At 57.6% G+C, this 26,220-nt stretch carries 30 protein-coding genes; 1 reads left to right on the top strand and 29 read right to left on the bottom strand.

Features of this window, described 5'->3' with window-relative positions; translation table 11 throughout:
• Positions 1-3 precede the first annotated feature (3 nt).
• The 4 genes from A7J50_RS06145 to A7J50_RS06135 form a co-directional block, all read right to left on the bottom strand.
• The gene (locus A7J50_RS06145; protein ID WP_064450994.1) at positions 4-519 is read right to left on the bottom strand and encodes a hypothetical protein; all 516 of its coding nucleotides are present in this window, start codon (positions 517-519) and stop codon (positions 4-6) included.
• A gap of 23 nt (positions 520-542) precedes the next feature.
• The gene (locus A7J50_RS06140) at positions 543-881 is read right to left on the bottom strand and encodes a phage holin family protein (RefSeq protein WP_064450993.1); all 339 of its coding nucleotides are present in this window, start codon (positions 879-881) and stop codon (positions 543-545) included.
• A 309-nt stretch (positions 882-1,190) separates the two neighbouring features.
• Positions 1,191-1,346: a hypothetical protein gene (locus A7J50_RS31335; RefSeq protein ID WP_156526256.1), complete on the bottom strand. Its 156-nt coding sequence runs from the start codon at positions 1,344-1,346 to the stop codon at positions 1,191-1,193.
• A gap of 149 nt (positions 1,347-1,495) precedes the next feature.
• Positions 1,496-2,230, bottom strand: a complete 735-nt coding sequence (locus A7J50_RS06135) for a LexA family transcriptional regulator (protein WP_082895833.1) — start codon at positions 2,228-2,230, stop codon at positions 1,496-1,498.
• A 459-nt stretch (positions 2,231-2,689) separates the two neighbouring features.
• On the opposite strand from A7J50_RS06135, the gene A7J50_RS06130 reads away from it, so the two are divergent.
• Positions 2,690-3,784, top strand: a complete 1,095-nt coding sequence (locus A7J50_RS06130) for an acyltransferase family protein (RefSeq protein ID WP_064450991.1) — start codon at positions 2,690-2,692, stop codon at positions 3,782-3,784.
• Between the two features lie 528 nt (positions 3,785-4,312).
• On the opposite strand, the gene A7J50_RS06125 is transcribed toward A7J50_RS06130, so the two are convergent.
• The 25 genes from A7J50_RS06125 to A7J50_RS06010 all read right to left on the bottom strand — a co-directional run bounded on the left by A7J50_RS06125 (position 4,313) and on the right by A7J50_RS06010 (position 26,189).
• The gene (locus A7J50_RS06125) at positions 4,313-5,080 is read right to left on the bottom strand and encodes a DNA adenine methylase (protein WP_064450990.1); all 768 of its coding nucleotides are present in this window, start codon (positions 5,078-5,080) and stop codon (positions 4,313-4,315) included.
• A 63-nt stretch (positions 5,081-5,143) separates the two neighbouring features.
• Positions 5,144-5,662 carry a lysis system i-spanin subunit Rz gene (locus A7J50_RS06120; RefSeq protein WP_064450989.1) on the bottom strand — a complete coding sequence of 173 codons (519 nt, stop codon included), beginning with the start codon at positions 5,660-5,662 and terminating at the stop codon, positions 5,144-5,146.
• On the bottom strand, positions 5,659-6,192 hold the full coding sequence (locus A7J50_RS06115) for a glycoside hydrolase family 19 protein (RefSeq protein WP_064450988.1): 534 nt from the start codon (positions 6,190-6,192) through the stop codon (positions 5,659-5,661). Before A7J50_RS06115 ends, A7J50_RS06120 begins: the two co-directional genes overlap by 4 nt.
• Positions 6,193-6,251: 59 nt before the next feature.
• A complete protein-coding gene (locus A7J50_RS06110; protein WP_064450987.1) occupies positions 6,252-6,638 on the bottom strand; it encodes a hypothetical protein in 387 nt (128 codons plus the stop codon).
• Positions 6,639-6,640: 2 nt separating this feature from the next.
• Positions 6,641-7,126, bottom strand: a complete 486-nt coding sequence (locus A7J50_RS06105) for a pyocin knob domain-containing protein (RefSeq protein WP_064450986.1) — start codon at positions 7,124-7,126, stop codon at positions 6,641-6,643.
• 78 nt (positions 7,127-7,204) lie between these two features.
• Positions 7,205-7,843, bottom strand: coding sequence for a hypothetical protein (locus A7J50_RS31330; RefSeq protein WP_156526255.1), 639 nt, complete (start codon positions 7,841-7,843; stop codon positions 7,205-7,207).
• A 349-nt stretch (positions 7,844-8,192) separates the two neighbouring features.
• On the bottom strand, positions 8,193-12,185 hold the full coding sequence (gene gpJ / locus A7J50_RS06100; protein ID WP_064450985.1) for a TipJ family phage tail tip protein: 3,993 nt from the start codon (positions 12,183-12,185) through the stop codon (positions 8,193-8,195).
• 53 nt (positions 12,186-12,238) lie between these two features.
• The gene (locus tag A7J50_RS06095) at positions 12,239-12,826 is read right to left on the bottom strand and encodes a tail assembly protein (protein ID WP_064450984.1); all 588 of its coding nucleotides are present in this window, start codon (positions 12,824-12,826) and stop codon (positions 12,239-12,241) included.
• Positions 12,823-13,605: a C40 family peptidase gene (locus A7J50_RS06090; protein ID WP_064450983.1), complete on the bottom strand. Its 783-nt coding sequence runs from the start codon at positions 13,603-13,605 to the stop codon at positions 12,823-12,825. The genes A7J50_RS06095 and A7J50_RS06090 overlap by 4 nt, the downstream gene beginning before the upstream one ends.
• Before the next feature lie 2 nt (positions 13,606-13,607).
• On the bottom strand, positions 13,608-14,312 hold the full coding sequence (locus tag A7J50_RS06085; RefSeq protein ID WP_010564202.1) for a phage minor tail protein L: 705 nt from the start codon (positions 14,310-14,312) through the stop codon (positions 13,608-13,610).
• Positions 14,313-14,366: 54 nt separating this feature from the next.
• On the bottom strand, positions 14,367-14,711 hold the full coding sequence (locus A7J50_RS06080; protein WP_064450982.1) for a phage tail protein: 345 nt from the start codon (positions 14,709-14,711) through the stop codon (positions 14,367-14,369).
• Complete coding sequence (locus A7J50_RS06075) at positions 14,711-17,722, bottom strand: phage tail tape measure protein (RefSeq protein ID WP_064450981.1); 3,012 nt, start codon at positions 17,720-17,722, stop codon at positions 14,711-14,713. Before A7J50_RS06075 ends, A7J50_RS06080 begins: the two co-directional genes overlap by 1 nt.
• Positions 17,723-17,781: 59 nt before the next feature.
• Complete coding sequence (locus A7J50_RS06070; protein WP_064450980.1) at positions 17,782-18,063, bottom strand: hypothetical protein; 282 nt, start codon at positions 18,061-18,063, stop codon at positions 17,782-17,784.
• 47 nt (positions 18,064-18,110) lie between these two features.
• The gene (locus A7J50_RS06065; protein ID WP_064450979.1) at positions 18,111-18,374 is read right to left on the bottom strand and encodes a hypothetical protein; all 264 of its coding nucleotides are present in this window, start codon (positions 18,372-18,374) and stop codon (positions 18,111-18,113) included.
• Positions 18,375-18,406: 32 nt separating this feature from the next.
• Positions 18,407-18,742, bottom strand: coding sequence for a phage tail assembly chaperone family protein, TAC (locus A7J50_RS06060; protein ID WP_064450978.1), 336 nt, complete (start codon positions 18,740-18,742; stop codon positions 18,407-18,409).
• Complete coding sequence (locus tag A7J50_RS32210; protein ID WP_064450977.1) at positions 18,742-19,473, bottom strand: phage tail tube protein; 732 nt, start codon at positions 19,471-19,473, stop codon at positions 18,742-18,744. The genes A7J50_RS06060 and A7J50_RS32210 overlap by 1 nt, the downstream gene beginning before the upstream one ends.
• Before the next feature lie 63 nt (positions 19,474-19,536).
• Positions 19,537-19,902 (bottom strand): DUF3168 domain-containing protein, encoded by a 366-nt coding sequence (locus A7J50_RS06050; protein ID WP_064450976.1) that lies wholly within the window; start codon positions 19,900-19,902, stop codon positions 19,537-19,539.
• Positions 19,902-20,387, bottom strand: a complete 486-nt coding sequence (locus tag A7J50_RS06045; RefSeq protein WP_064450975.1) for an HK97-gp10 family putative phage morphogenesis protein — start codon at positions 20,385-20,387, stop codon at positions 19,902-19,904. The genes A7J50_RS06050 and A7J50_RS06045 overlap by 1 nt, the downstream gene beginning before the upstream one ends.
• Positions 20,380-20,715 carry a phage head closure protein gene (locus A7J50_RS06040; protein WP_064450974.1) on the bottom strand — a complete coding sequence of 112 codons (336 nt, stop codon included), beginning with the start codon at positions 20,713-20,715 and terminating at the stop codon, positions 20,380-20,382. Before A7J50_RS06040 ends, A7J50_RS06045 begins: the two co-directional genes overlap by 8 nt.
• The gene (locus A7J50_RS06035; protein ID WP_082895832.1) at positions 20,712-21,044 is read right to left on the bottom strand and encodes a head-tail connector protein; all 333 of its coding nucleotides are present in this window, start codon (positions 21,042-21,044) and stop codon (positions 20,712-20,714) included. The genes A7J50_RS06040 and A7J50_RS06035 overlap by 4 nt, the downstream gene beginning before the upstream one ends.
• Entirely contained in the window at positions 21,041-21,283 is a 243-nt protein-coding gene (locus A7J50_RS06030; RefSeq protein ID WP_064450973.1) for a hypothetical protein, read from the bottom strand. Before A7J50_RS06030 ends, A7J50_RS06035 begins: the two co-directional genes overlap by 4 nt.
• Before the next feature lie 35 nt (positions 21,284-21,318).
• Entirely contained in the window at positions 21,319-22,482 is a 1,164-nt protein-coding gene (locus tag A7J50_RS06025; protein ID WP_064450972.1) for a phage major capsid protein, read from the bottom strand.
• A gap of 3 nt (positions 22,483-22,485) precedes the next feature.
• Entirely contained in the window at positions 22,486-23,148 is a 663-nt protein-coding gene (locus A7J50_RS06020; RefSeq protein WP_064450971.1) for an HK97 family phage prohead protease, read from the bottom strand.
• Positions 23,149-23,166: 18 nt separating this feature from the next.
• Positions 23,167-24,435 (bottom strand): phage portal protein, encoded by a 1,269-nt coding sequence (locus A7J50_RS06015; RefSeq protein ID WP_064450970.1) that lies wholly within the window; start codon positions 24,433-24,435, stop codon positions 23,167-23,169.
• Complete coding sequence (locus A7J50_RS06010) at positions 24,435-26,189, bottom strand: terminase large subunit (protein WP_064450969.1); 1,755 nt, start codon at positions 26,187-26,189, stop codon at positions 24,435-24,437. Before A7J50_RS06010 ends, A7J50_RS06015 begins: the two co-directional genes overlap by 1 nt.
• Between the last annotated feature and the right edge of the window lie 31 nt (positions 26,190-26,220).

The following is a 26,220-nucleotide window of genomic DNA, read 5'->3' as shown; positions in this document are numbered from 1 at the left end:
GGGCTACTCCACCAACGGTTTGTATTGGGCGGGATCGTCGATGTTCCACACTTCCCAAGTGCGGGCAAACAGCGGTCGGCCTGTGGGATCGTTGAGTAACGCCGGCCCCAAGTAGAGTGTCTGGGTGAAAGAAACGGTCCAGGTGTCGTAGTCCGTTTCTGCAGTGGCCTGCACAGATGGCGCAGCGACAATATTGGTCGGCAAATCACACTGCACCTGCGGCAGGTTCCAGCAGTTATCCAGCACCAGGTCCATGAGCTGGCTGGCCAGGTCGCAGGCATCAAACGGCAATGCACCCGGCGCGACCGTGGCTTTGAGCGAAATCACCAGAGCATGGGCCTTGCGCCCTTCGCGAGAGCGAATGCCCGGGCCGTTGCCCTCGACCGTGATCAACACGCCGGTTTTTTCACCAGAGCCCTGAAAGTCCTGGTGATTGCCGACTTTCAAGTCCGGGAAAGCCGCGCGCAGTGCGTCGCCAATGGCTTGGGGCAGTTGGGATGGCTTTTCGATAAGCATCATTTTAAGTAGCGTCCTTGCAACGGTTACTGCGGGTCCTGGCGGGAGCCTTCGTTGACCCCGATGCGCTTGGCTGCCCAGCGCTCATAAAGGCCGATGGCCACGTCGGCGCCGGCCATAGCGGTGAGGCAACCAATGGCCCCGGCGGTCCACAGCGACATGCCGGCGGCGTAACACAGCATCAGCGCTGAAACCCCGCAGACCATGCACGCCCCGGACCTGAGGGCCAGGCGCCGGATCAGCGACCATCCACGCGCGCCCTCCTTGTCGGCGCGCCACATTTCGCCGGATACACCGCCGATCAAGGCCAGTGCAATCACCAGCCAGATAGGCATATCCGCTAACGCTTGCTGCTCGTTTGTCATGTCACGCCTCCTGGCTGAGCATTACCGGCGGGGTACCGGTTTGTGGGGTAAATCCATTTATAGGTAAGCATTCCAAAAAGCCCGGTTGCCCAGGCTTTTCAGTAATGCGGTCCAGCTTCGGTCTTTCGGCGCTACTGGCGCGGTACGGACCTGTCCTCAATGTTTTTCCGACCACGATCCCTGTCTGTCGGATAACTGCTTCTGGTGCTTTACGCTGCACACCCGGGTCAGTTGCCAACCCTCTGAACCGTTATTAGGCCGGTTCATCGCTGCCTGTTTTTTGCTTCCTGTTCCAGAAGCAGGTTGAAACTAAAGAGCGTCGGCATCCTTGCCGGGGTTGCCTGGCATCCCTGCCATCGCTTCGATGGCGTCCTTGCCGATGTTGCGTGCCTTCCTTGTCTTCCTTGGCAGCATCCTTGCCGCCTCCACCACCTTGTTGGCTGGCTTGAGATGGAGAATATGCATGTATGCATATACAGTCAATGCACAAATGCATTTATTTTCCGCAAGGAAATGCACGAATGCATTTAAAGCCTTATGGGCGAAGGGTTTGCCGATTTTTTACAGCCGAAAAAAAGCCCGCTCGATGGCGGGCTTTGTCTTACGCAAGGAGGTTAACGGGCGTACATGCCCCACCAGAACACATGACCGAGGATGCTGATTTGCTCATCCTGGATATCCTGGAAGCTGTAGTCCTCGTCGGGGTGCTCATCACGGTTGAAACTGCGCAGACGAATGCCGGTAGGCAGGCGGTAGAGCTGTTTCACGCGCAGTTGGCCATTGTGATTGATGGCATACAAGTCGCCATCAACGATATCGCCAATGCCGCTCTTGCCCGCATTGACACCCACCGTCGCGCCATCGCGCAGCACCGGCAACATGCTGTTGCCGCGCACCGTTACACACTTGGCCTGGTCGAACTGCACACCGTTATGCCGCAGGCTGCGCTTGCCGAACCGCAGGCTGGCCTTCTCGCTTTCCTCGATGACGAATCTTCCTGATCCAGCAGCCAATTCAACCTCGCGCAGAAAGGGGATCGACACCTCGTCATCATTAACGGGCGTGTCGTCGTCCCACAGGCTTATGTCCTTGAGTTCCGAATGCATCGGGTCGCGCCCGTCATCGCGCAAAGCGCCCACGGCTGCACGCCCACGCAAGTGGTCGGTGCTGACACGGAAGTACTCGGCGATGCGGGAGATGTGCTTGTCCGACGGATCAACGATCTTGCCGCTGAGGATCCGGGACAACGTAGATTGAGGCACGCCGGTACGCCGGTGAAGCTCCGTGGGGGAGATCCGGTCGCGGTCCAGCAGCTCTCTTAAGACGATAGAAACGTTGCGTTTTTGCATAACGGGGATAATGGCGGGAGATTTGGGGGTTGGCAAATGCTAATTTGCATATTTAATGCATTACCAGTGAATAGTTTAAGTGTTGATAGGTGAAACCGCCCCAGTCCAACAGCGGACCCTCTGTGCGAGCGATGGCAATTGGGTCGGCTGCCATCATGCTCGTTGAGATTGGGCCAGGCAGTTTCAGGCTGACGCTTGGCGAGCCCATCAATCCGCCCCCTTAAAACAGCGCGACGACCTGCGCCCACATCATGATCACCAGCGCGCATCCACGGAATAATCGGTGTAGACAAAAAAGCACGACAGCAGGTGTATGGATAAACAGTTAACAGCGCACGCCTTGAATGATGCGTGGCATTGGATATTCCGCTACACTTTCGCCACTTTAAATGAAGCCTGTGAACCGCTTGCACACTCCGCGCTCATTATTTAGCACGCCACAAGGAAGCACATTTAACAATGGTACATAGAGCGATTTCCAATAAGTTTTTACAAATTGACGCTCTAGATGGATTGCGGGGTTTGGCGGCATTGATAGTTGTGCTTAGCCACACCAGCAACCTCAATATGTTCTTTATCCCCTCTTGGGATTTCAGAGGCATCGGAAAATCTGGGGTCTTTCTTTTTTTCTTGCTCAGCTCTTTTCTGCTCACACGGCAAATCATTACAACCAGCAATAAGATATTCACGTTTGAATTCATGTCGAATTACTGGCAGAGAAGATTTTTCAGAATCTATCCTCTCTACACCTTCTACTTATTACTGGCGCTGGCGACCACTTGGGCATCCGTAGAGTATTTTGGCGTCGGCTACGGGCAACCCTTTAACCTTGACCTTTACGGGCTGTTCAACCAGCTCATACTTACCGAATCCCGAGGCCTCACGTGGAGCATCGCGGTAGAGTTCAAGTTTTACTTCGTGCTGCCCTTGCTCGCCGGAATTTTTCTGGTCGTCAGACGCAAGGGGCTCATTGCGTGCGCAGCCCTCTACGTCTGCCTGATACTGCTTTCCCAGTATATTTCGCCAGAAAGCGAATCCTTGCTTAACGACCCACGATTCATCCCTTATCTGCCGATATTTATTACGGGGATTTTCGTCGCTTTTCTACAGGAAGCACTGCAGGACAAGGCATGGTTTCCAAGACTCTGCCAATACATCGGTTATATAGGCGTCGTGGCCGTGATAATTATGACACCCACCGTTTACTCACTTATTGCAGCGCCTGTAGAAAGTGATTACTTCCACAAAGACTTCATTCTGTACGCTGCCGTTTGGTCACTGGTACTACTGGCGTCCGTCAATCATGACGGGCTATTAAAAAAAGCACTCTCCACGCGCCCACTAAGAACGCTCGGAACACTTAGCTTCAGCATTTACCTGTTCCATCCTATCTTTATTATTGGCGCTCTTTATTACAACATGGGCAGCGTTGTCGCGGCATGGTTTGTTCTGTTGGCCTCGTTAGCGACGGCCTACCTCACCTTCCGTTATATAGAGCAACCCTCCTCCAGATTGAAACTTCAGAAAACCAACTTTAAGTTTTCACGCTCCTGACAAAGCGACCCTTTTGAGCGCTCAGTGACCTCGGCGACAGGGCCGCAGAGTTAAAACTCCGGCGCTGTTGTACTATTTATTCCCCGGTAGATATTGTTTTGGCATGTTCCTGACAGCCATCCCTCAACAGCGTGACCAGTCTCTCCGAGCGCCCCACCCTACCCGCTTGCGACCTACGAACCCCCGACCTCGCGTGTTAACCTTGCCGCCATCGCAAAAACTGCTGGGCCAAGCGTGCCCTTTGCCCCATCACTTTCAACGAATTTGCCTACTACCCAATGAGTAAAAACACGTCCGATCTGTCCTCCCACACGCCGATGATGCAGCAGTATGGGCTTGAGGAGTGCATAAGCCACGAACTGCGCGGCTTACAGGGATTCATTGTCTAAAACTGGTCAGCGAGATAGCGCCTGTTTAGCCCAATGAAACCGGGATAGGACGAGGTAGTTTTAGACAGCTTTTTGAGTGTTGCGCGCCACGTTTTACGATCTCTGAAAACGTGGCGCGGATCTTTGCGCTATCGACCATTTACCAGTTCATGATCGCCAACTCACCGGTGACCGCCGCCTTCCCCTGCCGCGGGTTGGCTGTGCTGTAGCGGATATCCATCGACTCAAAGCGGAACCCTTCAAACACCCGGCGGATATCTGGGTGGTCATTGATGCTGACCATCACCTTGCCCTGGCAGTTGCGCATGAAGTCGGCCATTCGCTCGTACTCCCCAAATCCAAACTCACCGCCATAGCCTGCGGTCTGCCAGTAAGGCGGGTCCATATAATGAAAGGTGTGAGGCCGATCGTACTTCTCTGCACACTTCAGCCAGGGCAGCTTCTCCACGAATGTCCCCGACAGGCGCTGCCAGGCTTCGGACAAGTTCTCCTCAATCCGCAAAAGGTTAATCGGCCGGGCTGTTGTGGCGGTGCCGAAGGTCTGCCCTGTGGCTTTCGCCCCGAAGGCATGCTGTTGCAGGTAGAAGAAGCGAGCAGCCCGCTGAATGTCAGTGAGCGTTTCCGGCACCGCCATCTTCTGCCACTCGAAGATCTGGCGGGAGCTGAGCGCCCACTTGAACTGCCGCACGAACTCCTCGAGGTGGTGCTGGACCACGCGGTATAGGTTCACCAGTTCACCATTTAGGTCGTTGAGCACCTCGACCTTGGCGGGCTGCTCTCGCTTGAAGTAAAGCGCGGCGCCGCCGGCAAACTCTTCGACGTAGCACTCATGTTCAGGGAACAGGGCCAGCAGGCGTTTCGACAGCCGGCGCTTGCCGCCCATCCATGGAACGATTGGGTTTGTCATCATTGCAATCCTTTGCAAGTTGGTTTTTTGGGTGATGTTGATTTTCGCGCCCGCGAATGTAGGTCAGCGCGCAATAGCCCTGACGTATGCCTGGCACGCACGCAGCGCGATCACGGCGCTATCCCCATCGCTGGTGATGGCGACAATTCTTTGAGCATGCGCTGGGTCAAGTTGGGCACGACGGGCTGCATGAACCACGCCGGCGGCGCCGGGGGTGGCAGGCACGTCGCAGCCACTGGCTGAATCCGTGGCGTCGAGAAGGACTGACAGCCGCACATCAGCAGTGGCAAGGCGATCGCGCAGAGCAGCTTGCTTGCGTTGTTCATTGGAAAGCTCCAGGGAGTGTTGTTGGTCAGCGGCGGCCGCTCTCTGTTCTGCGGCCAGGCGCTTGTCCTGCTCAGTTCTGGCCTGGGCGGCGGCGGCATTGCTGATCGCCGCCAGGTCGTCCTTGTGCAGGCCGGCCTGCTCGGCAAGCTTCTCGCCCATCCGCCAGTCCTGTACCTGCCAGGTGACGCCGGCTGTACCGGCCATCAACACCAGGACCAGCAACACCAGACCGGCCAGCTTCTGCATCGGCGTCATCCCAGCACCTTCAGCGCCCTGTCGTACAGCGCCTGACGCTCGGCTTGGCCGGTGAGCCCGCCATTGATGCGCCGAGTGATCTTCGCGAAGTCCTTCTGGTCTGCCAGGGTGTTCAACCCGCGCGTCGACCAGAACCACGCGGCAGACATCGCGGCGTGCTGTGGCTGCTCGAGCAATTCCGGCTTATTGATCAGGTCCAGGCCCAATGCTTCACCGCACGCCGCGTAGTTCGCCCGTCCGGTGATCTGGATCAGGCCCCGGCCACGGAACTTGGAACCATCCCCCTTCACGGTGTTGCCCAGATCGGCACGACCTTCGTACGTGAGCTGCTGCGCCGTGGGCCCCCAGATCTCGCGCACGTAGCGCAGTTGGCCAGACTCATGCCCGACCTGGGCGATGAAGGCTGCGACGCGCAAGCGCGTGACGATTCCATACTTGGCCATGGCCGTATTCAGCACAGGAACAAAAACGCCGGCTTGGCGGCCGGCGTTCGGGAGGATCTGCAGCAGTTGCTGCTCGGTGATCGGCATAGCTTTTCTCCAGGCGAAAAAAAACCGCTCTAGGCGGCATCGTTTGAACGACGAAGTAATTAGGATTCGGCATCCTCTACCGGCGGCTCAGGCTCTTCCACAGATTCGGGAATCTCAATGGGTGGCATCGGTACAACGGGCGCATCCGGCACCAGGATGTGCAGCGTGATCATGTGCTTTAGGTCATACGGTTTGTCGTCCTTGGTCACCACCACCGTCAGCACGCCTTCCTCGAACTGAATGTCCACGTCTGCCCGGCTGTCGATCTGGTTAACCGTGTAGCCCCATCCATCATCGACCGGAGGGAACGGAACCATGCCCAGGCATCCAGTGATCTGGTACACCCCCGCCGATTTTCGCGAAGACGCGATAACGCCTGCGCCAGCGGTCACAAAGTCATAGGTCGCGCCAGTAGCGCCGAGTACGTTGATTGCTGCTCTTGCCATGGTCAGATCGCCTTCAGTGTGCCATCGGCGGCACGAGTGGTATTTCCAGTGTTGTAAGTCATCCGCCAGGCCTGCCACGTCCCAGAAAGCTTGGCCCTGGTATGCACAGAGCCATCCGTTTGCGACCTGAACTCCTGAATGGCGTAACCGTCACTGACAGGTAGCGAGAAAAGCCAGCCAAAACGGTGACCTGTTGGTGCGTTGTAACCATTGTTGATGTAGCAGTACCCGAAAGATGTAAGTACGTCCAACCCGTAATCATTGAAAACTGGCATAACGCCAAAACCATAGTCTCCAACCTTGAGTACTCTCCCTGATGTTATGTCAGAGTTACCTACCGTCAAAGTTGCGTTAGACGCCGTCCCAAGCAGAGCCTGGCGCGCATACAGCTCCGCCGAGTTGTCGTTGTTCTTTTGGCTGGCGGTGCGAAATGTATCGCCGCCTTGGCCGGTAGGCGCTACGCCAAGGTTAATAATCGATCTTGCCATAAATCCCTCCTAAACATAAAAGCTGCAATTGCAAATCCAGCTATATAAAAACCAAAACCTTAAAAAGGAAACTTATCATCAAGTTATTGACTTGGCGAAGAATAGCGGCAAAAACAACGCATCAGTCCTGAAATCGCCAATATTCTGAAGAGTGACTAATATTCTATTGTTTTGGTAGTCTATACCACAAGAAAGCTTAGACCATGAGTCTTGACCTGGGAGGTCCGCCGCTAGGTTGTTTATCATCATGTACTCCCCTGAAGAAAGATTTATAGGTGAAGCAAAAACATAAGTCCACCTACCGGGTGAGGGATTAGTCAATGACAACAAAGACCAATTATCAAGCACAGTTGTAAACTGCGCACACGGCGTACCATTATCGAACAATAATTTTTGATTACCGTCCCACAGCCTCATGCCGTAGCTTGCTGTCGGCTTGGACTCATAAGCCGCGAGAAAATAAGTTCCAGGTGCGTTAGCGGGATGAGCATTTGAAAACCCCGTCCAATTTCCTGGACTGCCGATAATTCGCACGTATTGGAATGTAGACGGAGAATCCGGCCTAACAAAAATAAGCGGTGGCTCTTGAGAGGTAATGGGATTGGGAAAAAATGCACCTGCATTATATCGAGCAGAATACAGAATAACCAACCTCGAATATTCCGTATCCAATGTGACAACGTCAGCATTGTTGGTGAACTGAAGCCCATAGGCCATTATCGATACCTCATAACCAAGAGCCTTTGCGTCCCAACTCCGAAAGCACTGGATGAAGGCATATTTCTATTGGTAAACCATACCCTAACCCCGCCATCCAATACTTGAGCATCAAATTGCGTGTTGCGTGCATCTTGCCCACTGGTGTCTCCAGTGAACGATATGTTGGGAACACACACCGCCTTGTATTGCTGTGGATTAACTTCAGGAATACTTATGAAAATACTACGGGTTGCATTTGGACGCTCTACGTTTCTCGTTACCAATGTGGAATAAACCACCCGAACTGTGAACGCGGTCTCGTCCAATTGCAGATTCCCCGCCGCCCCCCATATCCTTATCCCAGAACTCATTCGCTCAAGTCCCCTATCTGAACTCTCTTAACTCCATTCACATCCCAGAAACGTAGAGACCTATTTGTCATCATTGAGCGGCCTTGCCCAGGAACTACGCCATTCATTTCGAACGTGCCATCAAAGAACAGCTTCCACCCGCTGACTCCAGCAACGTAGTTGTTCGACTGTATGTAGTTACCGATCTTGGCGTTTGTAATCGTGCCGTCCTGAATAAAAGCAGACTTGATGTAGGTCTCCGTACCGTTCACGGCGAATGGCACGCTGGACCCTGCCGCGCCTAGTGCACCGTTGTATATTGCAAATTGATCAGCCTGGATAACGAAGCGCGAGATAGCACTGCCGTTCACACCTGACTCGATACCAAAACCGATACCAGCCGAGTACGGAATGCCGTTTACATCCAGCTTGTAACGGAGCGAGTACGTGCCGCTGACCTTCCCGTCAACGCTCTGATTGATACTTGCCTGCTGCTGGAACTGCTGTGTATGGCCACCTACAGTTGTTTGCAGGTTCTGCGTTGCTGTCGCGTTTGCTTCATTCGAATCGGTCAGCGTTTTAAGCGATGTCTGAACGGCAGAGCTGTTGCTGTTGAAGTCGGTGCGCAGAGTGCCAATGGACTGGGCATTGGTTTTCGTGGCATCTGATACAACGGCGATCTGCTGATTGACTGTCGCCTTGTTGCCCTCAAAATCTGTACGCAAAACCGAGGTCTGCGCAGCTTGAGCAGTCTGGCCGTTCACTAACGCTGTAGCGGTCTGCTCGTAGGTCGCGTAGTTTTTGTTTACCTGGGCCTCCACTGTGTCTGTGCGCTTGGCCTGAGCGTAGTCGCCATCGGTGACAGCGGACTGGATAGACCATACGCCTGCATAACCCTGAGTGCCGCCAGCCAGGTCATTATCAGAACCTGCCATCGGGGCGTTGATTTCAGCGTAAACACCGTCAATCCGCTCAGTCTGCGCGGTCAGCTTGTTATCAACGTTGGTTACTCGCTGATTCACCTGGGTGACGTTATTTGCCGTAGCCGCCAGGCCAGTTACCGGGTCATTTACCTTTGTCTGGAGCTGGGTGAGCTGGTCCTGAGTGGCAATCACCTTCCCGTCGACTACCGTGATTTTCTGGTCAAGGTTATCAACCCGTATTGCCAAAGCGTTTGCATCAGTGAGGATGTCGCCCACGTCCTTCCAGTTTGCGCTGGGCGGCTGGGAGCCAGTGTTAGCGGCCAGGGCCTGGTACAGCTTGTTCCCCTGACGAACGATGTCACCCTTGGCGTAGGCCTTCGCGGCGTCCCACAAGAGCGCGTCCACATATGGCTTAATTTGCGCCTCAAGATCCTTTCTTAACTGCGCATTTCGAGCGTTCACGGATCCCGGGCCATTGCCGTCGATCAGGTTGATGCGTCCGTTTAGAGCTGGAGCCAGCGATGATTCGTCGATCTGCCCCTTGATCTGCTCAAGGATCGGCCCAGCATCCGAAATGGACTGCCCCATCACACCATTCACGACAGGGAAGAACGGCCCGATGTTGCCGGTTCGATCCACCAGGCGCGCCCAGAAGAACAGAGTTGCGCCTGACTTCAACTGCTGCATGCGGTAGTCGGCCTGCGGATACGCCAGGTCGGCCAGCTTGCTTGCGGCCGGCAGACTGTTCGCCGGGCCATACCACAGCTCGGTGCGCTGGGTGTCCTCGGCGCCAGCAGGGAAGCCCCACTTGATGCTGATCCCGAAGAGCTCGCCGGTGGCGCGCAGGAACGCCACTGCCGGCGGCAGGCCGGTTTTGCCTTGCAGGTTGGTGAGCGCCGATGTAGTCGGGATTGAGGAAACGTTAAGCGCGCTGACAGCACGCACCCTGGCCATATACTGGCCGGAGTAAATCCCGCGCACGTCAATCATCTGTTCCGCGGTGCGCGGCAGTGTGATCCATTCGCGCGCGCCCCACTTCCATTCAACGTCGTAAGCCACTGCGCCCGGAGCTGCATCCCACGCAATGGACATGACCGTCACCGCGATACCCTGCTCAATGACCACGTTCTGGCTGAGCATGACGCGTGCGGGTGCGTCCTGGCTGCCCACAGGGATGCCTGTGATTGGCCGAATGTCCACCACTGCCCCGCCGTCGATAGCAGAGAATTTACTCGGGTCGTGCTGGATTACCTCAAGCTGAAACTGGTGCCACTCCGGCCGCGTAACATTGCGGACATAGAACTGCATCAGCTTCAGGTCTTCGTAGTCGAGAATCCAGCCGCACTCGGCCTGTGGCTGCTCGCTGAAGTCGGCCATTAAAGTGACCTCGCGGCCGGCAACCGACTTTACTACGCGCCCCTCTGACTTTCCGCTGGGCAGGTTAACCATCAGGCGGGCGCCCACCGGCACAACGGTGTCGCGGTCAAGCGTCACCACGCGGCCGGCGGCCGCAGCGATTCGCCCACCGTTGTTCCGACCAACCAGCATAGGATCGGCCACGGCAATGACCTGGCCAGGCTTCGGAATATCGCCATCCAGACCAACACGGAAAACGCCACCTTGGGTCTGCAGCTTCTCAGTGAGCGCCGCCCACTGCCCTGCACGCTGCGCCTGTCCGAGAGATGTGCACCCTATAGCACCAATGGTGGTGTCGCGCACGATGCCGCCCAGCTCAACCATGGCCTCGTCGTCGAACACCGGCTCCTTGTCCGTCTCAAAACCTTGGTCTGGGTTGTCCCAAGAGACCATGAACTGTGTGTGCCGGTCACGCGCGCGAGTGGCTTCGTACTTGATGGCGCCGCTGTTCAGGATCTGGGTTTGGTTGTAGGTGTAGACCGGATCGCCCGGCATATCGGCATTGACCACGATCTGGCTACCATCCCAGTAGGCCAGGCCATGAAAGATAGAGGCCAGATCCTGAAGCACGGCATAGGCTTCGGCCTGTTTTTGGAAGTAAAGGTTGCAGGTAAAGCGCGGCTCCTGGCCGCCCTTGCCATCCGGCACCATCTGGTCGCAGTACTGCGCGATGCGATAGAGCGACCAGCGATCAACCATTGTCGCGTCGATACGGTCGCCCAGACCGTAGTAAGGGTGCAGCACCAGGTCGTAGAAGATCCAAGCCGGATTATTGGTGTAGGCCTCTTTGAAGGTTCCATCCCAAATACCGTTGCTTGTGCCGGTACCCGAGGTCGCGTAAGTGCGGGTTTCGGGGTTGTAGTTGCTCGGCACACGAATGATGCGTCCGCGCATCAGCACAGCGATCTTGGCAATATCGCCGCCGAACGTCTGCGCGTCGTATTCGAGGCAGCCGACAGCCGTGAGTGGATACTCCTGGTCGCTGTCGACCACCTCGGCAATCGCCTTGACGATCATCTGGTCAACGACCAGGTCGGAGTTGGCATTCGGAGTCAGGCGGCGGACACGAATCGTCCAGCGGTTGCCGGCAGGCAATTCGAGGCGGTGCGCCCGCTCATACTCTGTGATGTTCTTACGATCTACGAACGATAGCAGCACCTCTACGTAAGGTCCGTTGTCGGTGGAGATGTCCACGGCGTAATCGATACGCACGCCATTGATGTTGCCGGAGGCGTCCTGACTGCGAAGGGTTGGCCAGCTCAGACGGATGCGCACAGCGTCGATCATCGAGTTGGTGATGCTGTGCAACCACGGAGTGCCGAAGACCAGCTCTTTCTTGACGTCGATCTCGTTACTGGATTCTTGTATGCCCTCGAGGCGCTGCTGATTCAGCTCGCCATTGCGGAACTGCCACTTGGCGCTGGGATAATTAATCGTGCCGTCCGGAGCCTGGATTGCAGTTCCGTTCAGCTTGACCGAGCGCAAGCCATCAACCGGCCCGACGATGGGGCCCCAGCTCCACAGGTAGGTGATTCGCGCGGTAGATATCGACGGCACGCTGTTTGAGGCGATGCTTGGCTGTTTCTGCTTCGCCTGGCCGCCCTTGCTACCGATCACCGCCCGACGCTTGCGAGGTGCTACGCGGCGCGCTTTCTTTTCTACTGCGCTCATGCGCCCTCCAGAATGCAAAAACCCGCCTAAGCGGGTTGGTTGTGTTTGCTGAATCAGCTGTTGTCTTGGGTGTAAATCCCGCCAGACTCAACCGCGCCGCCGATCTCGCGCTCGCCGTACAGCAGTGGGTAAGGGTTGCCTTGGGCGATCGTGGTGATCGCCCCGCCAAAGCCGTAGCTCGGGTTGTTGCCATCGTCGTTCTTGCCCTCGGCGTTGGCCTTGGTGGTTGGTGACAGCATTTGCACCACGCCGCCCAGGCCTACAGCGGCGCCGGCGGCAAGCAAGCCCATTCCTAGCGTCGAGGTGGTGCCACCGGTGAAGAGGCCCGCCACGATCAGCACCACGCCCAGCAGGGTTTGGAACATCCCCGCCTGCTTGCTCCCCTGCACGATCGGCTGAATTCGGATGTCGCCCTCGGTGCGCCCCACCAGTTCAAGCTCCTGCTCGCTGACGTTCCGCTCGTCGACGAACACTGCGAAGACCATGCCGCGCTCATGAGCTGTTCGCATGAACTTCTCAAAGCCCGGCTTCATCGCGCACAGCGCGGCGGTTGCGTCGTGAACGCCGTACAGATCGAGGTGGTATACCTTGCCGAACTTCTTGCCCAGCACGCCGCCGAGCTTGATGGTGCGCATCGTCATGGGCGGTAGTCCTTGTGCCGGAGAATGAGTTTGACGCGGTTGGCCATCGACCAACCGTAAATTTCGCGGGCCGCCAGACGCCCAGGCATGTGGTGGTAAATGAACGGACCAGAACCGCCAAGCTTCGGCGCCGGCTCGCTGGTGAGCGCAGGCTCGTCGCCCAGGTAGATCACCGCGTGATTGGGGAAGTAGCACTCACGGCCCGGCGTTGGAATTTGCAGCACCAGCATATCGCCGCGCTTCGCCTCGTTGACCTGGTAGAAACCGGTGGCCGCAAAGTTGTCCTCGTAGAGGCTTGGCCCGTCTTTCTGCTCCCACCACAGGTCGGCGCGCTCAAAGTTCGGCAGTTGCAGACCGGCCTCGCGTGCGTACCAGTCGCGGCACGCCGCCCAGCAGTCCAGCAGGCCATGGGAGAAGTCGCGGCCCAGCAGCGGCGCCTGGAAGCCAGAAGGCTTGAACCACTCAAACTCCCCGCCAGGCCAGCCGACAATGCCCCAGGGCAATTCGTGCAACTCGCAGCTGACGCGATCGGCCATGCTGGGCGCCGGCGCCTTGTCGGGATGGCTGTGGATGATCGCCAGCACCTCACCCCGATCTTCCGCCTGGCCCATGTCCTTGTGATCGATCTGGAAGTGTTCGCGCGGCGTGGTGGCCAGGTTCCCGCAGGGCACGTATTCGCGCCCGACAGCCGACTTGATCAGGACACCGCACGCCTCGACCGGATAGACACGCTCGGCGTGCGCGCGGATCTCGTCCTGCAATTTTTGATTGATGCGCATCGCTACCTCGAACTTGCGATAAGGCTCGCGCCCATGGACCCACCAAACCGGCGGGTATTGCCCCGAAGCTTGCAGCTGCTCCACCAGCCGCCGCAGCGGTCCAGCGCCGGGTTATCCGTAGGCTGGTTCTTTTTGTCGAACATCGCTGTGCCGGTGTAGGCACAGGCCTCCTGCCGGTACCCGCCACGGCAGGCCCACCGGCAGAGCTTGGTGATCTGCTGGGATGGAAGCATCTGCCCTTCCATATCCGTGGGACTGGACAGCGAGAACGTGACCGAGATGCTCGGCAGCGCCTCGGTCTTCTGCTCGATAAACCAGAGGTTCGTTTTCGATTGGTTGCTGGCTTCTGGGTTGCCGTCGGGGAAGTTGGCGGCATCCAGGAAGTGGCGGAAAGTCTCGATCACCTTCACCCGGGCGCCGGCCAGGTCGCGGAACTGGAAGCACAGGGCAGTGATCGCCCCGCGCACGCCGCCGAGTTCGTCGTCCACCTGCAGCGTCGGCGTGGCCGGGCGTCCATCCCCACGAATGTCGAAGCCCTTTGCCTCGATCTGGAGCGGAGAGTAGAGCTGCCCCTGCCAGATGATGTCGCCCTCATGGGCGTGGCCGTGGAATCGCCAGAGCAATCCGCCCAAGCGCGTAGCGTCCAGCTCGTAGAGCCTGATCTGGTTGCCCGGCTCAAGCTTTTGGATATCGGTGTTGTAATTCATAGGGCCCCAGAAACAAGAAACCCCGCACTTGGCGGGGTTTGGTGAGGTTTGCGGTTACGGCGTGAAGGTCTGCTTGAAGGTGAACGATAGCGTCCACAGGCCTGCGCCGAGTGGCTTAGATTTGTAACCCTTGCATCGATAACGCCCCGGGCTTCCACCCGGCGGCGTCCAGATGAACGCCTTGTACCCTTCGTGCCGGTCGATGAAATCTCGCACCTTCAGCAACTCCTCACCGGGAGCCATGACGCCAGAGTGCGTCAGGTTCCAGTTCTCGCTTTTGGTGTTGATGCCGATGCCGCCAGCCTGGGCATACCCATCGCCGAAATCGTTCTCCCATGTGCGCTGGTCAATCTCCCCGTCGCCGCCCAGTTGAACGCAGTAGCTGAATGTTTCCACCATCAGACTCGCCTCCAGAGCATGCCGCCCTGCCCCATTTCACCTTGAAGCACGCGCCGGATTTCCGAGACCAGACCCTGGCCCATCGCCTCGCCCTGCTTGCGAGCATCATCCCCGCTCATGCCGGGCTGAGCCTGCACACTAACTGGGGCGCTGATGTGAATACCTCCACCACCAACGCCACCAGAGTTTGCGCGCAGCTGATCAAGCGTCTTGTCCAGCTTGGCACTAGTCTCCGCCGTGGTTACCCGCTCGCCCTTTTGAAGCAGCCAGGTTCCCGTCTCCGGCACTGCGTCGATACCATCGTGCGCCATACCGGCGAGAGCGGCACTTGCCACGCCGGCCACCATAGGCGCCGTTGCAGCAGCAGCGGCAGCAGCAGCAGCCGGCGCAGCTGCGGGACCGACGATAGGAATTGCAGCGGTCGAGGCGAACGCTGCCAGGCTGGCCTGAAACGCAGTTGCCTGGGCGTTTGCCACCAACGTTGGGACCGCGCTCGCCTGGGTGGTCTTGCCCACCAGCAGTTGGACCGCCTGATACACCAGCCACTGAGCCGCCATGTCGGTGAGGGCTTGAAGCGTGGATTTCGCGAAGTTCGCCACCAAGTCGCCGAGCGCATCATCTGCTGACTCGGCGCCGCTGATCACATCAGACAGGAAGTTACTGAGCCCGCCCTTTGCGCTTCCAAGTATCGAGGAAGTAGCGTCAGCAGCCATTGCTGTGTAATCGGTTGCAGCGTCGACGTAGTTCTGCCATGCGTCACTGACGCCATCCATCCAGTTGGATTGAGCCTCATCTTGCTGGTTGTAGTAGTCCTGCTGGATGACCATGCGCTCGGCAAGGGCCTCATCGAGCAGAGCGGTTTCCTTGTCGTAGGTGTCCTTGGCGTCAGGATCGCCCAGCAGCTTGGCCTCCTTGTACTGTTTGTACATCTCGGCACGCTGCTTCGCGTAGTCCTGCTGGATCGCCAAGTCCTCCTTGAGGCGCCCTCTCAGTTTTTCCCCGGAACCTGCGCCAGCCAACTCCATGTCGAAGCCCTGCTTCACAATGGTGTTGCTGTCCTTGAGGTTGGCCGCCAGGGTCGCCAGCTTCAGGTCTTGCTCGTTCTGCTTTTTGAGCTTGACCTTCGAGTCGAGCTCGGCGGCCAGGTCCTTCAGCACCTTCTGCCGCTCGGCGCTGACGCCCTTTAACTTTCCGGTCTCCAACTCGAAGGCGAGCTTTGCGACTTCGCTGGCCTTGCCCTGCTTGCCGGTAGTTTCGTCGATTAGGGTGATCTGACGGCGGTAGTTTTCCTCAGCATCCACGCCACGCTTCGTCAGCGCCTCGGCCGCTGATTTTGCTGACGCCTTGGCTGACTCATCCGCTTTCTTTGTGGCCTCAGCTGCCTTTATCGCAGCGTCAGCGCGCTTTTGAGAGGCGACAAGCAAGTCACCCTCGCCCGCTTTAAGCCCTTCAACAAGACCAGCCTTGATGCGGGCTTGGAGTTTGTCCGCCTCGGTCTTCTTATCGGCCAGCAAGATCTGTTCGTCGATCTTTTTGGCCATCTCCGTGTAGACCTGTGAGGCCTGAGATACCGAAGCTGAAACGACAGGCTTATCAACGATCGCATTCAGTTCAACAATCTTTGCCTTAAGATCATCCACCGCGTCATTTACATCGACTGCGGCGCCTTTGGCCTGAACAAGATCGGCTTTCCATTTCTCCAGGCTCGGGCTTTGTGGAAACTTTTTTATGTTGTCGTTAAGCGTGAAGATTCTGGCATTGATCGCGTCAGCCGCCATCGTCGCGCTTTCGAGCTTCTTGGTGTAATCCGGTATTGCAGCGGCAGCCTGATCAACCTTCATTGTTGCAAACGAGGTATTCAGCTTTGCGATGCGCTCATCTAGAGCAGCTGACGCCTTATCTGCGTCACTGGCGCGTGTTGCAAAGTAGACAAGCGCACTACCGGCAAGCAATGCCACCCCAACAGGGCCGCCAAGCAGAGTCATTGCAGCGGAGGCTGCACGAGCGGAAGCACTCAAGGTCGCCAGGCCAGCCGCTGCAGCAGTGGAAACTCCGGCCATTCTTGCCAGGGTCGCCTGATAGCGGATTGTGTCAGCCTGCACCAAAACAAATGATGCCGCAGTACTCACGGCAGCAGATGCCAATCTGACAGACAAAACACCCGCCAACACAATGGCCGCTTTCGCGGTGGAATCCATTGCGGTTTTTGCCTCCGGCGAGGCAAGCGCGTCATTAAGGGTGTTTACAGCTCCCTTTGCACTATCGAGGCTACCTTCTCCGGTTAGCAATCCCGATATGGTGTTTTGCAGCGCGTCCAGCGAACCGCCGAAGGTGTCCCGAGCGGCTGCCGCCGCTCCTCCATAGGACTCTTCAAGCGACTTAAGAATTATCTGTTGCGCGCCAGCAACATCGCCTGTCGACTCAAGGGCGGTCGCTAACTTCTTTTGCTCTTCTGTAAACCGGAAACCCTGCTTGCTGAGGGAAGTGAGGCCCTGTGACGGGACATCCAAAGCCCGGCCAATTGTTTCGGCCGCATCTTTTACCGTGACCCCGGTTCGCGCAGCCATATCGGCGGCCGACTGGAGTGCGCGATTGAATTGGTTTCCAACTATGCCAGTGAACGCCAACAGCGTTGTTTGCGCTTGATTTATATCGCCGCCAGAGAACGTGCTGGCCTTCTGCATCGCATCAGCCATTGAGTTCAATTGGTCGCGGTTGAATCCTGCCGACTGACCGGTAGAGCGAAGTACAGCGCCGAGCTGAGCCTGCTCCTTTTCGGCGTTTTTAGTCTCAGTGACAAACCGTCCAAAAATACTCGCCACCGAAAATCCGGCAACTGCGCCGGCAGCAACAGTGCCAAGGGCGCTCCATGCAGTAGCGGCCTGATTGGCCGCATCGGCAATTTCCTTTGATGACTTTTTTGCAGCGCGGCCAGCCTGATCCATCGGTCCAGTGAAGCCGCCGATCTTGGCAATAAGATCAAGCGTAAGGGTACCAAGTGATCCAGCCATGGTTTTCTCCTGGCAACAAAAAGCCCGCACGTGGCGGGCTTACATAATTCAAAAAAGAGTTAACCGCCCTTGAGGCCGCCTACGGAAGCATCCTGAGCGAAATAGCAGGCATAGCGAACCGCGCTCATCATTGCGGCGAAGAGCAAGGAGTAGATGGCGCTACCTGCCGCCCAGAAAATAACCGGCCAATTCATAACCATTTGGCCTTGACTTAGGTAGCTTGGCGTCGACGCGACTTCGATGCGGCCAAAGTTGTACAAAACAACAATGGCGCCAATGAAAACCAAGGCCGCCATAACCTTTGCCAAAAAAACGCACAAGTCCAAACGAACTCTGTTCATAGAGCCTCCGATCATCAGAAAAGAGGCAATCTATCACCCATGATCTATCAGGCCCAACTTGCCACCGCCTCCTCCAGCGACCCGACGCGCGGATCCATATGCGGTGCGAAGTCCTGCTGGTACAGCCTCGGCGCGTCCTTGCCGGTCTTCGAGTTGACGTAGAACGCCTGGAGCTGCGCCAGAGCCATCTCGACCCGCATGCCCTGGTGCAGCGATCCACGCTTGGCGCGAAACTTCATCCAGACCACAAACTCGGAATAGGTCATGCGCTCCTGTGCTTCGGCAATGGTGCGGCCGCCGATTCCGTTCATGACCAGCTCGCACCACAACTCATCCGAAGGGTCTAGCGCTTCTTCTTTCCCGAGTTCTGCACCTCGCCGATGGCGATCAGTAGCAGGTTGGTCAGGTCAGGGTCGAGTGCGCCCTTCTCCGGATCGGCCTCGCCAGTGATGTCGGCCACGGTAAACACCGCCTTGCCCTCGGCATCACAGATGCTAGAGGCAATGCGGCAGGCCAGCGGGTCAGCGCCACGGTGGGCAGCGATGTCGCCCACGGCGGTCTGGTACGACAGGGGCCGGACGTAGCAGGTGAACTTGGCGCCTTCCCACTCGATTTCCTTGGCAACCGGCCGGGCGGTAAACGCCTTCGATTTCTTCAGGTTCGCGATGCTCAGTTCCATTATGGGGATACCTTACGAATCCAGGCGGAACCGCCCGAGCGCTGAATCGACACTGTCGATGCAACCACGGCGTTCTGCGCGAAGGTGAATGGGAAGTCGGCCACGTAGCCCTGGAAGGCGAACCAGGTGCGGGTCGGTGGCAGGTCGAAGTCGTCACCGGCAGTCAAGGAAACCGTCGCAGTAGCGCCAGTGCCAGCGCCGCCAGTGAAGGCGACGGTCGGGGCAGAAGTGTAACCGGCACCCTTGTTGGTGACCGTCACGCCGGTGACCACGCCACCGGACACGGTAGCTGTTGCAGTAGCGCCAGAGCCGCCGCCACCGGTAAGGGCTACAGTTGGCGCAGTGGTGTAACCGGTACCGCCAGCAGTGACCGTTGCCACGCCCAGGCTGCCGCCGGCGGCGATGGTGGGCACGATGTCTTTACCATCAGACCAGCCAACCACCCACTTGATAGTGGTGTCGCCGTTAGCTTCCGAGAGCTGATGTAGGCGAATGTGGCTCGCGTTGTTCGGGTCAGCGTTCAGACCGAGCGATGCTTGGCCAGGTGTGCGCAAGCCTTTCTTATAGCTGCGCTCATCAGCGCTGAGACAGGTATCTTCGACTTGCTCAGCAGGCGAACCGCCCGGATCGAAGCTGGTGGCGCACTCCACTTCCATGACGGTCATAGGCCCGGTACCGGTAAGCGGGGGGACCAGTGCGTAGATCTGGGTTCCTTGGGAAAGGATCGACATGGCGTTCTCCAAATGTCGGGCATAAAAAACCCGCACTTGGCGGGGTTGGTTTGGGTTGCAGCGTTATCGAGGTACGAACCAGCTTACGTCGAAGCTGTATCGGTAGTTCTTTGTGACCGGGTCGCGGCTCTCACCACCCCATCGGATGATGTAGGCGTGGGGCTCAATGGCATCCCGTAGCGCCCTGGCCGCGTCGCGAGCGTCTTTTCCGCAAGTCGCATACACGTCAACCTGTAGCGTGTAACCATCGATATCTGGGCGCCCCGCCAAGTAGTTTTCCGGGTCGCCGCCAATGGTTTGCCATACCGCGTAGGGCTTGGGCGCGTCCTGGGCGGCATCTCCGAACGAGTACAATCGCTGGGGCCCGCTACCCAGCAAGGCCTTGACGCCGTCATCAGCAGCACAAACTGCGTTGATAGGTGCGAACATCAGCTGTTGCTCCTTGCCTTGTTTTCACGGCGGATAGCCCTGTCGAGAGCCTTTTCGAACTGGGTGGCGAATTCGTTGGTCACTTCGGCTATGTGGCTTTCCAGCGCGGGCCGCATGAATGGAACCGCAGCGATATGCTCGGTACCAAACTCCAGCAAGCGCCAGTGAGGCGTTGGGCCATTGGTCGAAGTGCTGCCACCCTTTCGCAAGACCGCGCCGTGCAGCACGCCTACGCGGAACCCCAGGTCACCCGTACGCCTGAACAGGCGACCGTTCCAGCGGAGAACTATGTTGTCTGCTATCGAACGGCCTGTTTCGGGGTCATCGAGTTTCCGCGCGCCTTCCCTGACATACCCGGCCACCAGCTCAGCGGCGCGGCGGAGCGCTGTGCGCCCAGTTTTACGCCTGACCTCATCGTTCACGGTGGCGAGCTTTGCGAGCACGCCATCGATCCCGACAAGACTGAACTGGATTTCGTCAGCCATCGTTCACGCCCTCTGAATACGGCAAGGTCAAATACTCCCGTCCAGACTTCGGATCGGGTAGCACAGCCTGGATGTTGTAGATCTTGTCGCCTTCAATGCCACGCATGGCAGCTTTGATGTCAGATCGGTACCGGATCACTATCCGGCCGACCTCCTCGGACTGGGCGGCCTTGGCCTGAATGAACTCGCGACCGCTGAGCGGGTTAACCGCCGCCCACAGAGTGGCAACGTCAACCCACGACGCCTCTATAGGCTCCATGGTTTCGGGGTCCATCCCGCTTACCAGCTTCTGGAATAGGATGCGGTGACGCAGATCGCCTGCCTTCATGGGGTCGCCTCCGGTTCTTGCGGCCCGCGGAAGTTGCGCGAGGACCAAAGCAACGAGTCGACAGCCAAGGGTAGCTCGGCAGCGATGGTGCCTACTATTACCGCCTCACGGCTGTTGTAGGAGTGCCCGAGCAAAAGAAGCAATGCCGCCTTGAACGATGCGGGGAAGTCGGCCACGACCTTCAGCGATGGGTTATCGCAATACCACAAGGCCCAGGCCAGTGCAGACTCAGCGTAGAGTTCAATGAGGTCGTCGTCGCCGTCATCGTCAACGCGCAGATGCTTGCGCATCAAAGCGATCGGCAGCAGATCGGTGACGGGGATGCTCATTTTTTACCGCCTGCTTTCTTGGTTGCATTGGTCGCAGGTGCTTCTTGCTCCTGCTCCTGCTCCTGCTCCTGCTCCTGCTCCTGCTCCTGCTCCTGGATTGGATCGGCCTCTACCTCTTCTGCCAAGTCCAATCCGATCAATGCCTCTGCATATTCGTCCTTTACCTCACGGACCTCGAACTGGCTGAAATTGCCGGCGTGGTAGTGCGAGAACTGCCGCAATGCGCGAATCTTGATCATGACGCAATCGGGGCAGTTGCCTGCCCCGCCCTCGATTATGGTGCGGTTGCGAAAGGACCGGTGATGATCGCGGTTGGCCGGTAGTGAGCCAGGGCCAGGCGTTCTTCACAGAGGATGGTCAGCATATTCTTGACGAAGTTATCGCGATCTTCGCGGCTGACTTCGACGGTTGCGTCCATGCGGTCCCAGACCTGGGAGGCCAGATCAAAGCCGCCGACAGTGAACGTCCCCAGGGCCTGAGCCTTGGTTGCAACCACTGGCAGACCCCACATGACCTTGGCGGCGAAGGCTGCCGGCCCGCCGAAGATGTAGCGGCCATCAGCATCTTTCAGCAGCGCGATTGCGTGCCAGTCGCGCGGGTTGAGGATGATGCCGGAGGCTTCAAACTCAGACTCACTGGTCTGGAAGATCGCGTGGGCAATCTTGTCAGCACGGGTGTCACCGGTAACGTTCAGCGCTGCGTCGTAGGCCGTGGCAACCTTGTTCAGCCCGGTCAGGTTGTCGCCGGTACCGTCACCGTTCAGCAGCTGCCCTTCCTCAACCAGGGCCAGTCCGAACAACAGCCGGTTGTTCACGTACGACTCGAGCATCGGAGCATCGTCCATGACCTGGCGCGAGGCCTGAATCCAGTGAGCGATGGTTTTGACGTTCGCCGTTTCCTTGGTGAACGTCAGGTTGGACTCAGGCTTCAGCGTGCCCTCGGCGACCGGCGCGGCGCTGTTGGTGAAGATGTTCTCGCGGACATATTCCAGCGAGTTCGAGCTGATACGGCCTTGTGCCAGCAGGTCACGAATGGTGAGCCGGCGCAGGCCGGGCATCAGGATGCCAGCGTTGCGCTGAGGCTCGATCAATGCGCCAGCCGAACCAGCGCCGCTGCCAAGCTGCTTGCTGAAGCTTTTAACGTCAACCTTGCCCGAGGACTTGCCGTCCCAGGACTTTTGAAGGTCGAGCGCTGTTTGCTCGGCAAACGACTTCTTGGTTTCTGGGTTGTCCAGATTGCCCGACGCCAGCTTCTGTTCCAGGTCAAACAGTCGGGTACCGGACTTGGTCAGCTCTTCCTGGACGGTTTGGAGGTCGGTCTGCAGCTTCTTGCTAACAGCACCAGTCTCGGTGATTTCCTTCTTCTGCGCGTCGAACAGTTGGGTCATGTTCGTCTGCGCGTCTTCGATTGCCTTTTGGATTTGGGCCAATTCGGACATGGTTCAGTTTCCTACAGTTGGGAAGGTTTTAAGGCGATTGAGAATCGCGGTGATTTCGCCACCTTCGGAATCGCTCCGAACTGCGGACTTGATCCGGGCGATAAGGCCCAGGGCTTGCGACTTCGAAAGACCAGCTGAATCTCTCAACCAGTGCTCTACGTCGCGAATCGTTTCGATGCTCTCCATGCTCTTGAGCGCGGTAACTGTGGCGTGCTCGTTGGCAGGAAAGGTGCAGATGCTGATTTCGCTCAGGCCTGCAAAGCTCTTGAAGGTGCGGCCAGTGGCCGTAAGGTCGAAGCCATCACGGGCAGCCGTTGCGCCAATCGAAAGGCCCTCGACGGTGCCATGCTGCATTGCAGCCTTGATCGCCTCGGCCTGCGTGTAGCCAGGAGTCAGCTCGCCGCGAGTGAAAAGTCCCCTGCTGTCTTCTTCCAGAGTCAACCACTTACCAACTGGAATTTCGTTCCGGCGATGGTTGAAGAACATCGCAACCTGGCGGGTCTGTCCGGTCAGCGACTTCTTGAAAGCGCCCGGCAGGATGATGTCGCCATCCGAGTCGGTAACGTTGAACACCGAGGCATAACCCTCGAAAATGCCCTGGGTGCCGTTACCGGCGAACTTGATCTCAGCCTGATCAAAGGCGATGGTCTTTTCGATGATGGACATTGGGTAGCTCCAGAAAAACTAAACCCCGCTAGGTGCGGGGTTCGTTTGGCCAAGTTGGGTAAGCGGCACGTTCTGAGACTGCCGGGTTGCGACGTCACCGCCAGGAAGTGGCGGCAGGTTATCAATGCGGCGTCCTTCGTTGATCGTTAGAAGGCCTGTGTCGACCTTGGTCTTCATGTAGTTCGCTCGCGCGGTCGAGTCACCGCTCAGCAGTCCGGCCCGGTTGTGCTCGGCATGGATGCGACCAACATCCGAGGGATTGACGAGCCAGCGCAAAATGCTTGTCTCCCAGATTTCAAGGTAAGGGTCTAGGGTGTATTGCAGGAACCCAAGGTTCTGCTGCTCAATCCCGGAGCCCCAGCTGGTGGACTTCTCAACATCGCCAACCAAGTGCGGCGGTACCCCGAAGAACCTCGCCAACTCACTGACCTGGAACTTGCGGGCAGCCATGGTCTCGGCGTCCTGTGGGCTGACGCCAATGGCTTGGGTGGTAAACCCGGCCTCAAGAATCCAGAGCCGCTTTTTGACAGGGCCTCCAGAGATCTCCTTAAAGTTCTCCTCCACCTGGTCACGCTGCTTTGCGCTAAGCGTTTTTTCGCCAGTGGACAAAATCTGCGGAGATTTAGCACCGTTGGCATAGAAGTCTCGTTGCTGATCTTCCATGGCAACCGCGACTGATGCCGTCTTAGCGCCGAAGGCAATTGGCGACAACCCCACAAGCCCATTAAAGCCAAAGCCCTTGAGGTGGAAAATTTCGGACTGCTTGAAGTCGGCAAACTCACTGTCCCGGCGATAGCGGTAAACAACTCGCTTACCTTCCAACCGAACATCCATATTTACCGACAGCAACGGCACAAGGCTAATGATGTCGCCAGCGACGTTCCGCTCGATCAGTGCGTAAGCGTTGCCGTAGTAGCAAAGCTGCATGGTCATGGCGACACGGAAGTCAAAGGCCGTCATAAATTGGTTGGGGCTGTAGCGCAGCAGGCGGGCCAGCGGGTTGTCCAGTCCAACCTTGATTCGGTCGTCGCCTTTAGTTTCGAACACGTCCAGGGGTAGGCATGCCGTCACACTGGAAATTAGACGTACGCAGGCGAACACCGTTGAGATTTGAAGTGAACGCTCGTCGTTGACGACTGAATCCCCCACCACCCCGGAGGCCGAGATGGGACCGGTTTGCGATCCCTGGTCGGGTGATACCAGTCGCCCACCGACGAAGAAGCTCGCCATGCGCGCCCAGAAGGGACTGCGGGTGCGCAGGTCAATGCTGTAGTCGGTATCTGCCATTACATGCTCATCGGTCGATTGAGGAAGTCATCAAGGTTTGCGGTGTCGACGTGAGCACCGGAAACGCCTAGGGCCATCAGCAGTGCGGCCATATCGTCGATCTTGTCAGCCGAACGCTTCTTGTCCGGAGCCATATTCATGTTGTCGTCACGCCTGGCGATCAGGTTCGACGCGCACCAGTTGAGAAGCATGTCGCCACCGTGTGCCAGGGTTCCCGCGATGTAAGCCAGCTCCAGCGCCTGCATGGCTGGGTGGTAGGACTTCGGCCCCTGGATGAACTCCACCATTGGAAGCTCCGCCGCTACCAGGCGGTTTACCAGATCCTGGGCGTTCCACTTGTCGTAGGCGATTGCCTGGACGTTGAAACGCTCGCAGGCCGCCTTAACGTCCGCCTCAATCACGGCATAGTCAGTGACATCGCCCTCAGTCTGTTTCAGCAAGCCCGACTCAACCCAGGAGGCGTAAGGCACAGTGCCCCGCTCAGTGCGGAACGCTACCGCGCTCTCCGGCGCCCAGCGCCAGCCATAGGTGTAGATCACACCATCAACGTTCCAGACCAGCCGAAACGATGTGAGGTCAGTAGTCGAAGCTAGGTCGAGGCCACCCCAGCATGGGTACTGTGAAAGCCACTCAAGATCGACCTCGCCACCACAGCGCTGCCACTTGTTCAGATCGACCCAACCGTCAGCCGTTGAAGCCGGGCGGTTCAGGCGTTTGATTCGAAACTCGGCCATCTTGGATGGCATCTGTTTCGCTTCCACCGCCTCCTTGCGAATCGCCGCCAACAGGTGCGGGTTCACATCCATCAGCGGATTGGCTTTGATCCAACAGGCTTCGTCGAACTCATTGTCAGCTTTGATACCCAGCGTTTTGTCTTCGTCGTCGACCGCGTAAAACACAACCAGGAAGTGATCGGCGGTATTGCCGAACAAGCCAGACAGTAGCTTCTTCGCGAACATCCGAATTTCAGCCCACGGCCCAGGGTTGGTGTACCCCTCGGTCGTGGTGTAAAGCCAAAGCGGGTTGCCACGGGCGCCGGCCGCTGACGTCAGAACGTTCAGCAGGTCGGCGGTTTTGTGTGCGTGGATCTCATCGAGACCGACGTGCGACGGGTTCAAGCCGTCCTGTGTCGATGCCTTGGCATGAATAGGCTTGAAGCTCGCACCGGTTTCCATGCGACTGATCGACTTGGCCCAGACCTCAAGACCGAAGTACTCGCGCAGGTCGGCGTTCTTTTCGACCATGCGCTTGGCAGCGTTAAAGATGATCGCTGCCTGGCCGAAGGTGGTGGCGGCACTGACGATCTGCGCGCCCTCTTCCGGCTCGCAACATTCGCAGTACAGAAGGATCGCCGAGGACAATGTGCTCTTGGCGTTCTTCCGGGCTACGGCAAACAGGGCCGACGTGAAACGACGAGGGTGGAACATCCCGTCATCGTTCCAGCCTTCGGTGTATACCGCCTCGCGCTTACGGAATCCAAACAGCTGCACCACAAAGAAGATGTGGGAAGCGTGCATGACAATCGTCGGCGTTTCCCACTTGCCCTCTACGTGATGCAACTTCTCGATGAAGTCGCATGGGTCATTGGCGTGCCACTCATCAAAGATGAACGGACAATCCTTTTTCTTTGCGCGCTTCAGATCATCAAGGAATCGCTTCGATGCCTCGCGGATCAGGCGGCCGTGCTTCTTCCTTTTCTTGTCGGCCACCGCAGCCTTTGCGTAGTCGGTCGCGATCTTGACGAAATCACGCATCCCAACTCCAGACTGGACAACCAGATCATTC

The sequence above is a fragment of the Pseudomonas antarctica genome, assembly GCF_001647715.1.
Classification (GTDB): Bacteria; Pseudomonadota; Gammaproteobacteria; order Pseudomonadales; family Pseudomonadaceae; genus Aquipseudomonas; species Aquipseudomonas antarctica_A.
Note: the sequence above shows the minus strand (reverse complement) of the source record. Positions and strands in the feature narration are given on the sequence as shown.

Coding starts and splice junctions, on each gene's coding strand:
- A7J50_RS06145 (WP_064450994.1), bottom strand. CDS start 519: ATGATGCTTATCGAAAAGCCATCCCAACTGCCCCAAGCCATTGGCGAC.
- A7J50_RS06140 (WP_064450993.1), bottom strand. CDS start 881: ATGACAAACGAGCAGCAAGCGTTAGCGGATATGCCTATCTGGCTGGTG.
- A7J50_RS31335 (WP_156526256.1), bottom strand. CDS start 1,346: ATGCATATTCTCCATCTCAAGCCAGCCAACAAGGTGGTGGAGGCGGCA.
- A7J50_RS06135 (WP_082895833.1), bottom strand. CDS start 2,230: ATGCAAAAACGCAACGTTTCTATCGTCTTAAGAGAGCTGCTGGACCGC.
- A7J50_RS06130 (WP_064450991.1), top strand. CDS start 2,690: ATGGTACATAGAGCGATTTCCAATAAGTTTTTACAAATTGACGCTCTA.
- A7J50_RS06125 (WP_064450990.1), bottom strand. CDS start 5,080: ATGACAAACCCAATCGTTCCATGGATGGGCGGCAAGCGCCGGCTGTCG.
- A7J50_RS06120 (WP_064450989.1), bottom strand. CDS start 5,662: ATGACGCCGATGCAGAAGCTGGCCGGTCTGGTGTTGCTGGTCCTGGTG.
- A7J50_RS06115 (WP_064450988.1), bottom strand. CDS start 6,192: ATGCCGATCACCGAGCAGCAACTGCTGCAGATCCTCCCGAACGCCGGC.
- A7J50_RS06110 (WP_064450987.1), bottom strand. CDS start 6,638: ATGGCAAGAGCAGCAATCAACGTACTCGGCGCTACTGGCGCGACCTAT.
- A7J50_RS06105 (WP_064450986.1), bottom strand. CDS start 7,126: ATGGCAAGATCGATTATTAACCTTGGCGTAGCGCCTACCGGCCAAGGC.
- A7J50_RS31330 (WP_156526255.1), bottom strand. CDS start 7,843: ATGGCCTATGGGCTTCAGTTCACCAACAATGCTGACGTTGTCACATTG.
- gpJ (WP_064450985.1), bottom strand. CDS start 12,185: ATGAGCGCAGTAGAAAAGAAAGCGCGCCGCGTAGCACCTCGCAAGCGT.
- A7J50_RS06095 (WP_064450984.1), bottom strand. CDS start 12,826: ATGACGATGCGCACCATCAAGCTCGGCGGCGTGCTGGGCAAGAAGTTC.
- A7J50_RS06090 (WP_064450983.1), bottom strand. CDS start 13,605: ATGCGCATCAATCAAAAATTGCAGGACGAGATCCGCGCGCACGCCGAG.
- A7J50_RS06085 (WP_010564202.1), bottom strand. CDS start 14,312: ATGAATTACAACACCGATATCCAAAAGCTTGAGCCGGGCAACCAGATC.
- A7J50_RS06080 (WP_064450982.1), bottom strand. CDS start 14,711: ATGGTGGAAACATTCAGCTACTGCGTTCAACTGGGCGGCGACGGGGAG.
- A7J50_RS06075 (WP_064450981.1), bottom strand. CDS start 17,722: ATGGCTGGATCACTTGGTACCCTTACGCTTGATCTTATTGCCAAGATC.
- A7J50_RS06070 (WP_064450980.1), bottom strand. CDS start 18,063: ATGAACAGAGTTCGTTTGGACTTGTGCGTTTTTTTGGCAAAGGTTATG.
- A7J50_RS06065 (WP_064450979.1), bottom strand. CDS start 18,374: ATGAACGGAATCGGCGGCCGCACCATTGCCGAAGCACAGGAGCGCATG.
- A7J50_RS06060 (WP_064450978.1), bottom strand. CDS start 18,742: ATGGAACTGAGCATCGCGAACCTGAAGAAATCGAAGGCGTTTACCGCC.
- A7J50_RS32210 (WP_064450977.1), bottom strand. CDS start 19,473: ATGTCGATCCTTTCCCAAGGAACCCAGATCTACGCACTGGTCCCCCCG.
- A7J50_RS06050 (WP_064450976.1), bottom strand. CDS start 19,902: ATGTTCGCACCTATCAACGCAGTTTGTGCTGCTGATGACGGCGTCAAG.
- A7J50_RS06045 (WP_064450975.1), bottom strand. CDS start 20,387: ATGGCTGACGAAATCCAGTTCAGTCTTGTCGGGATCGATGGCGTGCTC.
- A7J50_RS06040 (WP_064450974.1), bottom strand. CDS start 20,715: ATGAAGGCAGGCGATCTGCGTCACCGCATCCTATTCCAGAAGCTGGTA.
- A7J50_RS06035 (WP_082895832.1), bottom strand. CDS start 21,044: ATGAGCATCCCCGTCACCGATCTGCTGCCGATCGCTTTGATGCGCAAG.
- A7J50_RS06030 (WP_064450973.1), bottom strand. CDS start 21,283: ATGATCAAGATTCGCGCATTGCGGCAGTTCTCGCACTACCACGCCGGC.
- A7J50_RS06025 (WP_064450972.1), bottom strand. CDS start 22,482: ATGTCCGAATTGGCCCAAATCCAAAAGGCAATCGAAGACGCGCAGACG.
- A7J50_RS06020 (WP_064450971.1), bottom strand. CDS start 23,148: ATGTCCATCATCGAAAAGACCATCGCCTTTGATCAGGCTGAGATCAAG.
- A7J50_RS06015 (WP_064450970.1), bottom strand. CDS start 24,435: ATGGCAGATACCGACTACAGCATTGACCTGCGCACCCGCAGTCCCTTC.
- A7J50_RS06010 (WP_064450969.1), bottom strand. CDS start 26,189: ATGCGTGATTTCGTCAAGATCGCGACCGACTACGCAAAGGCTGCGGTG.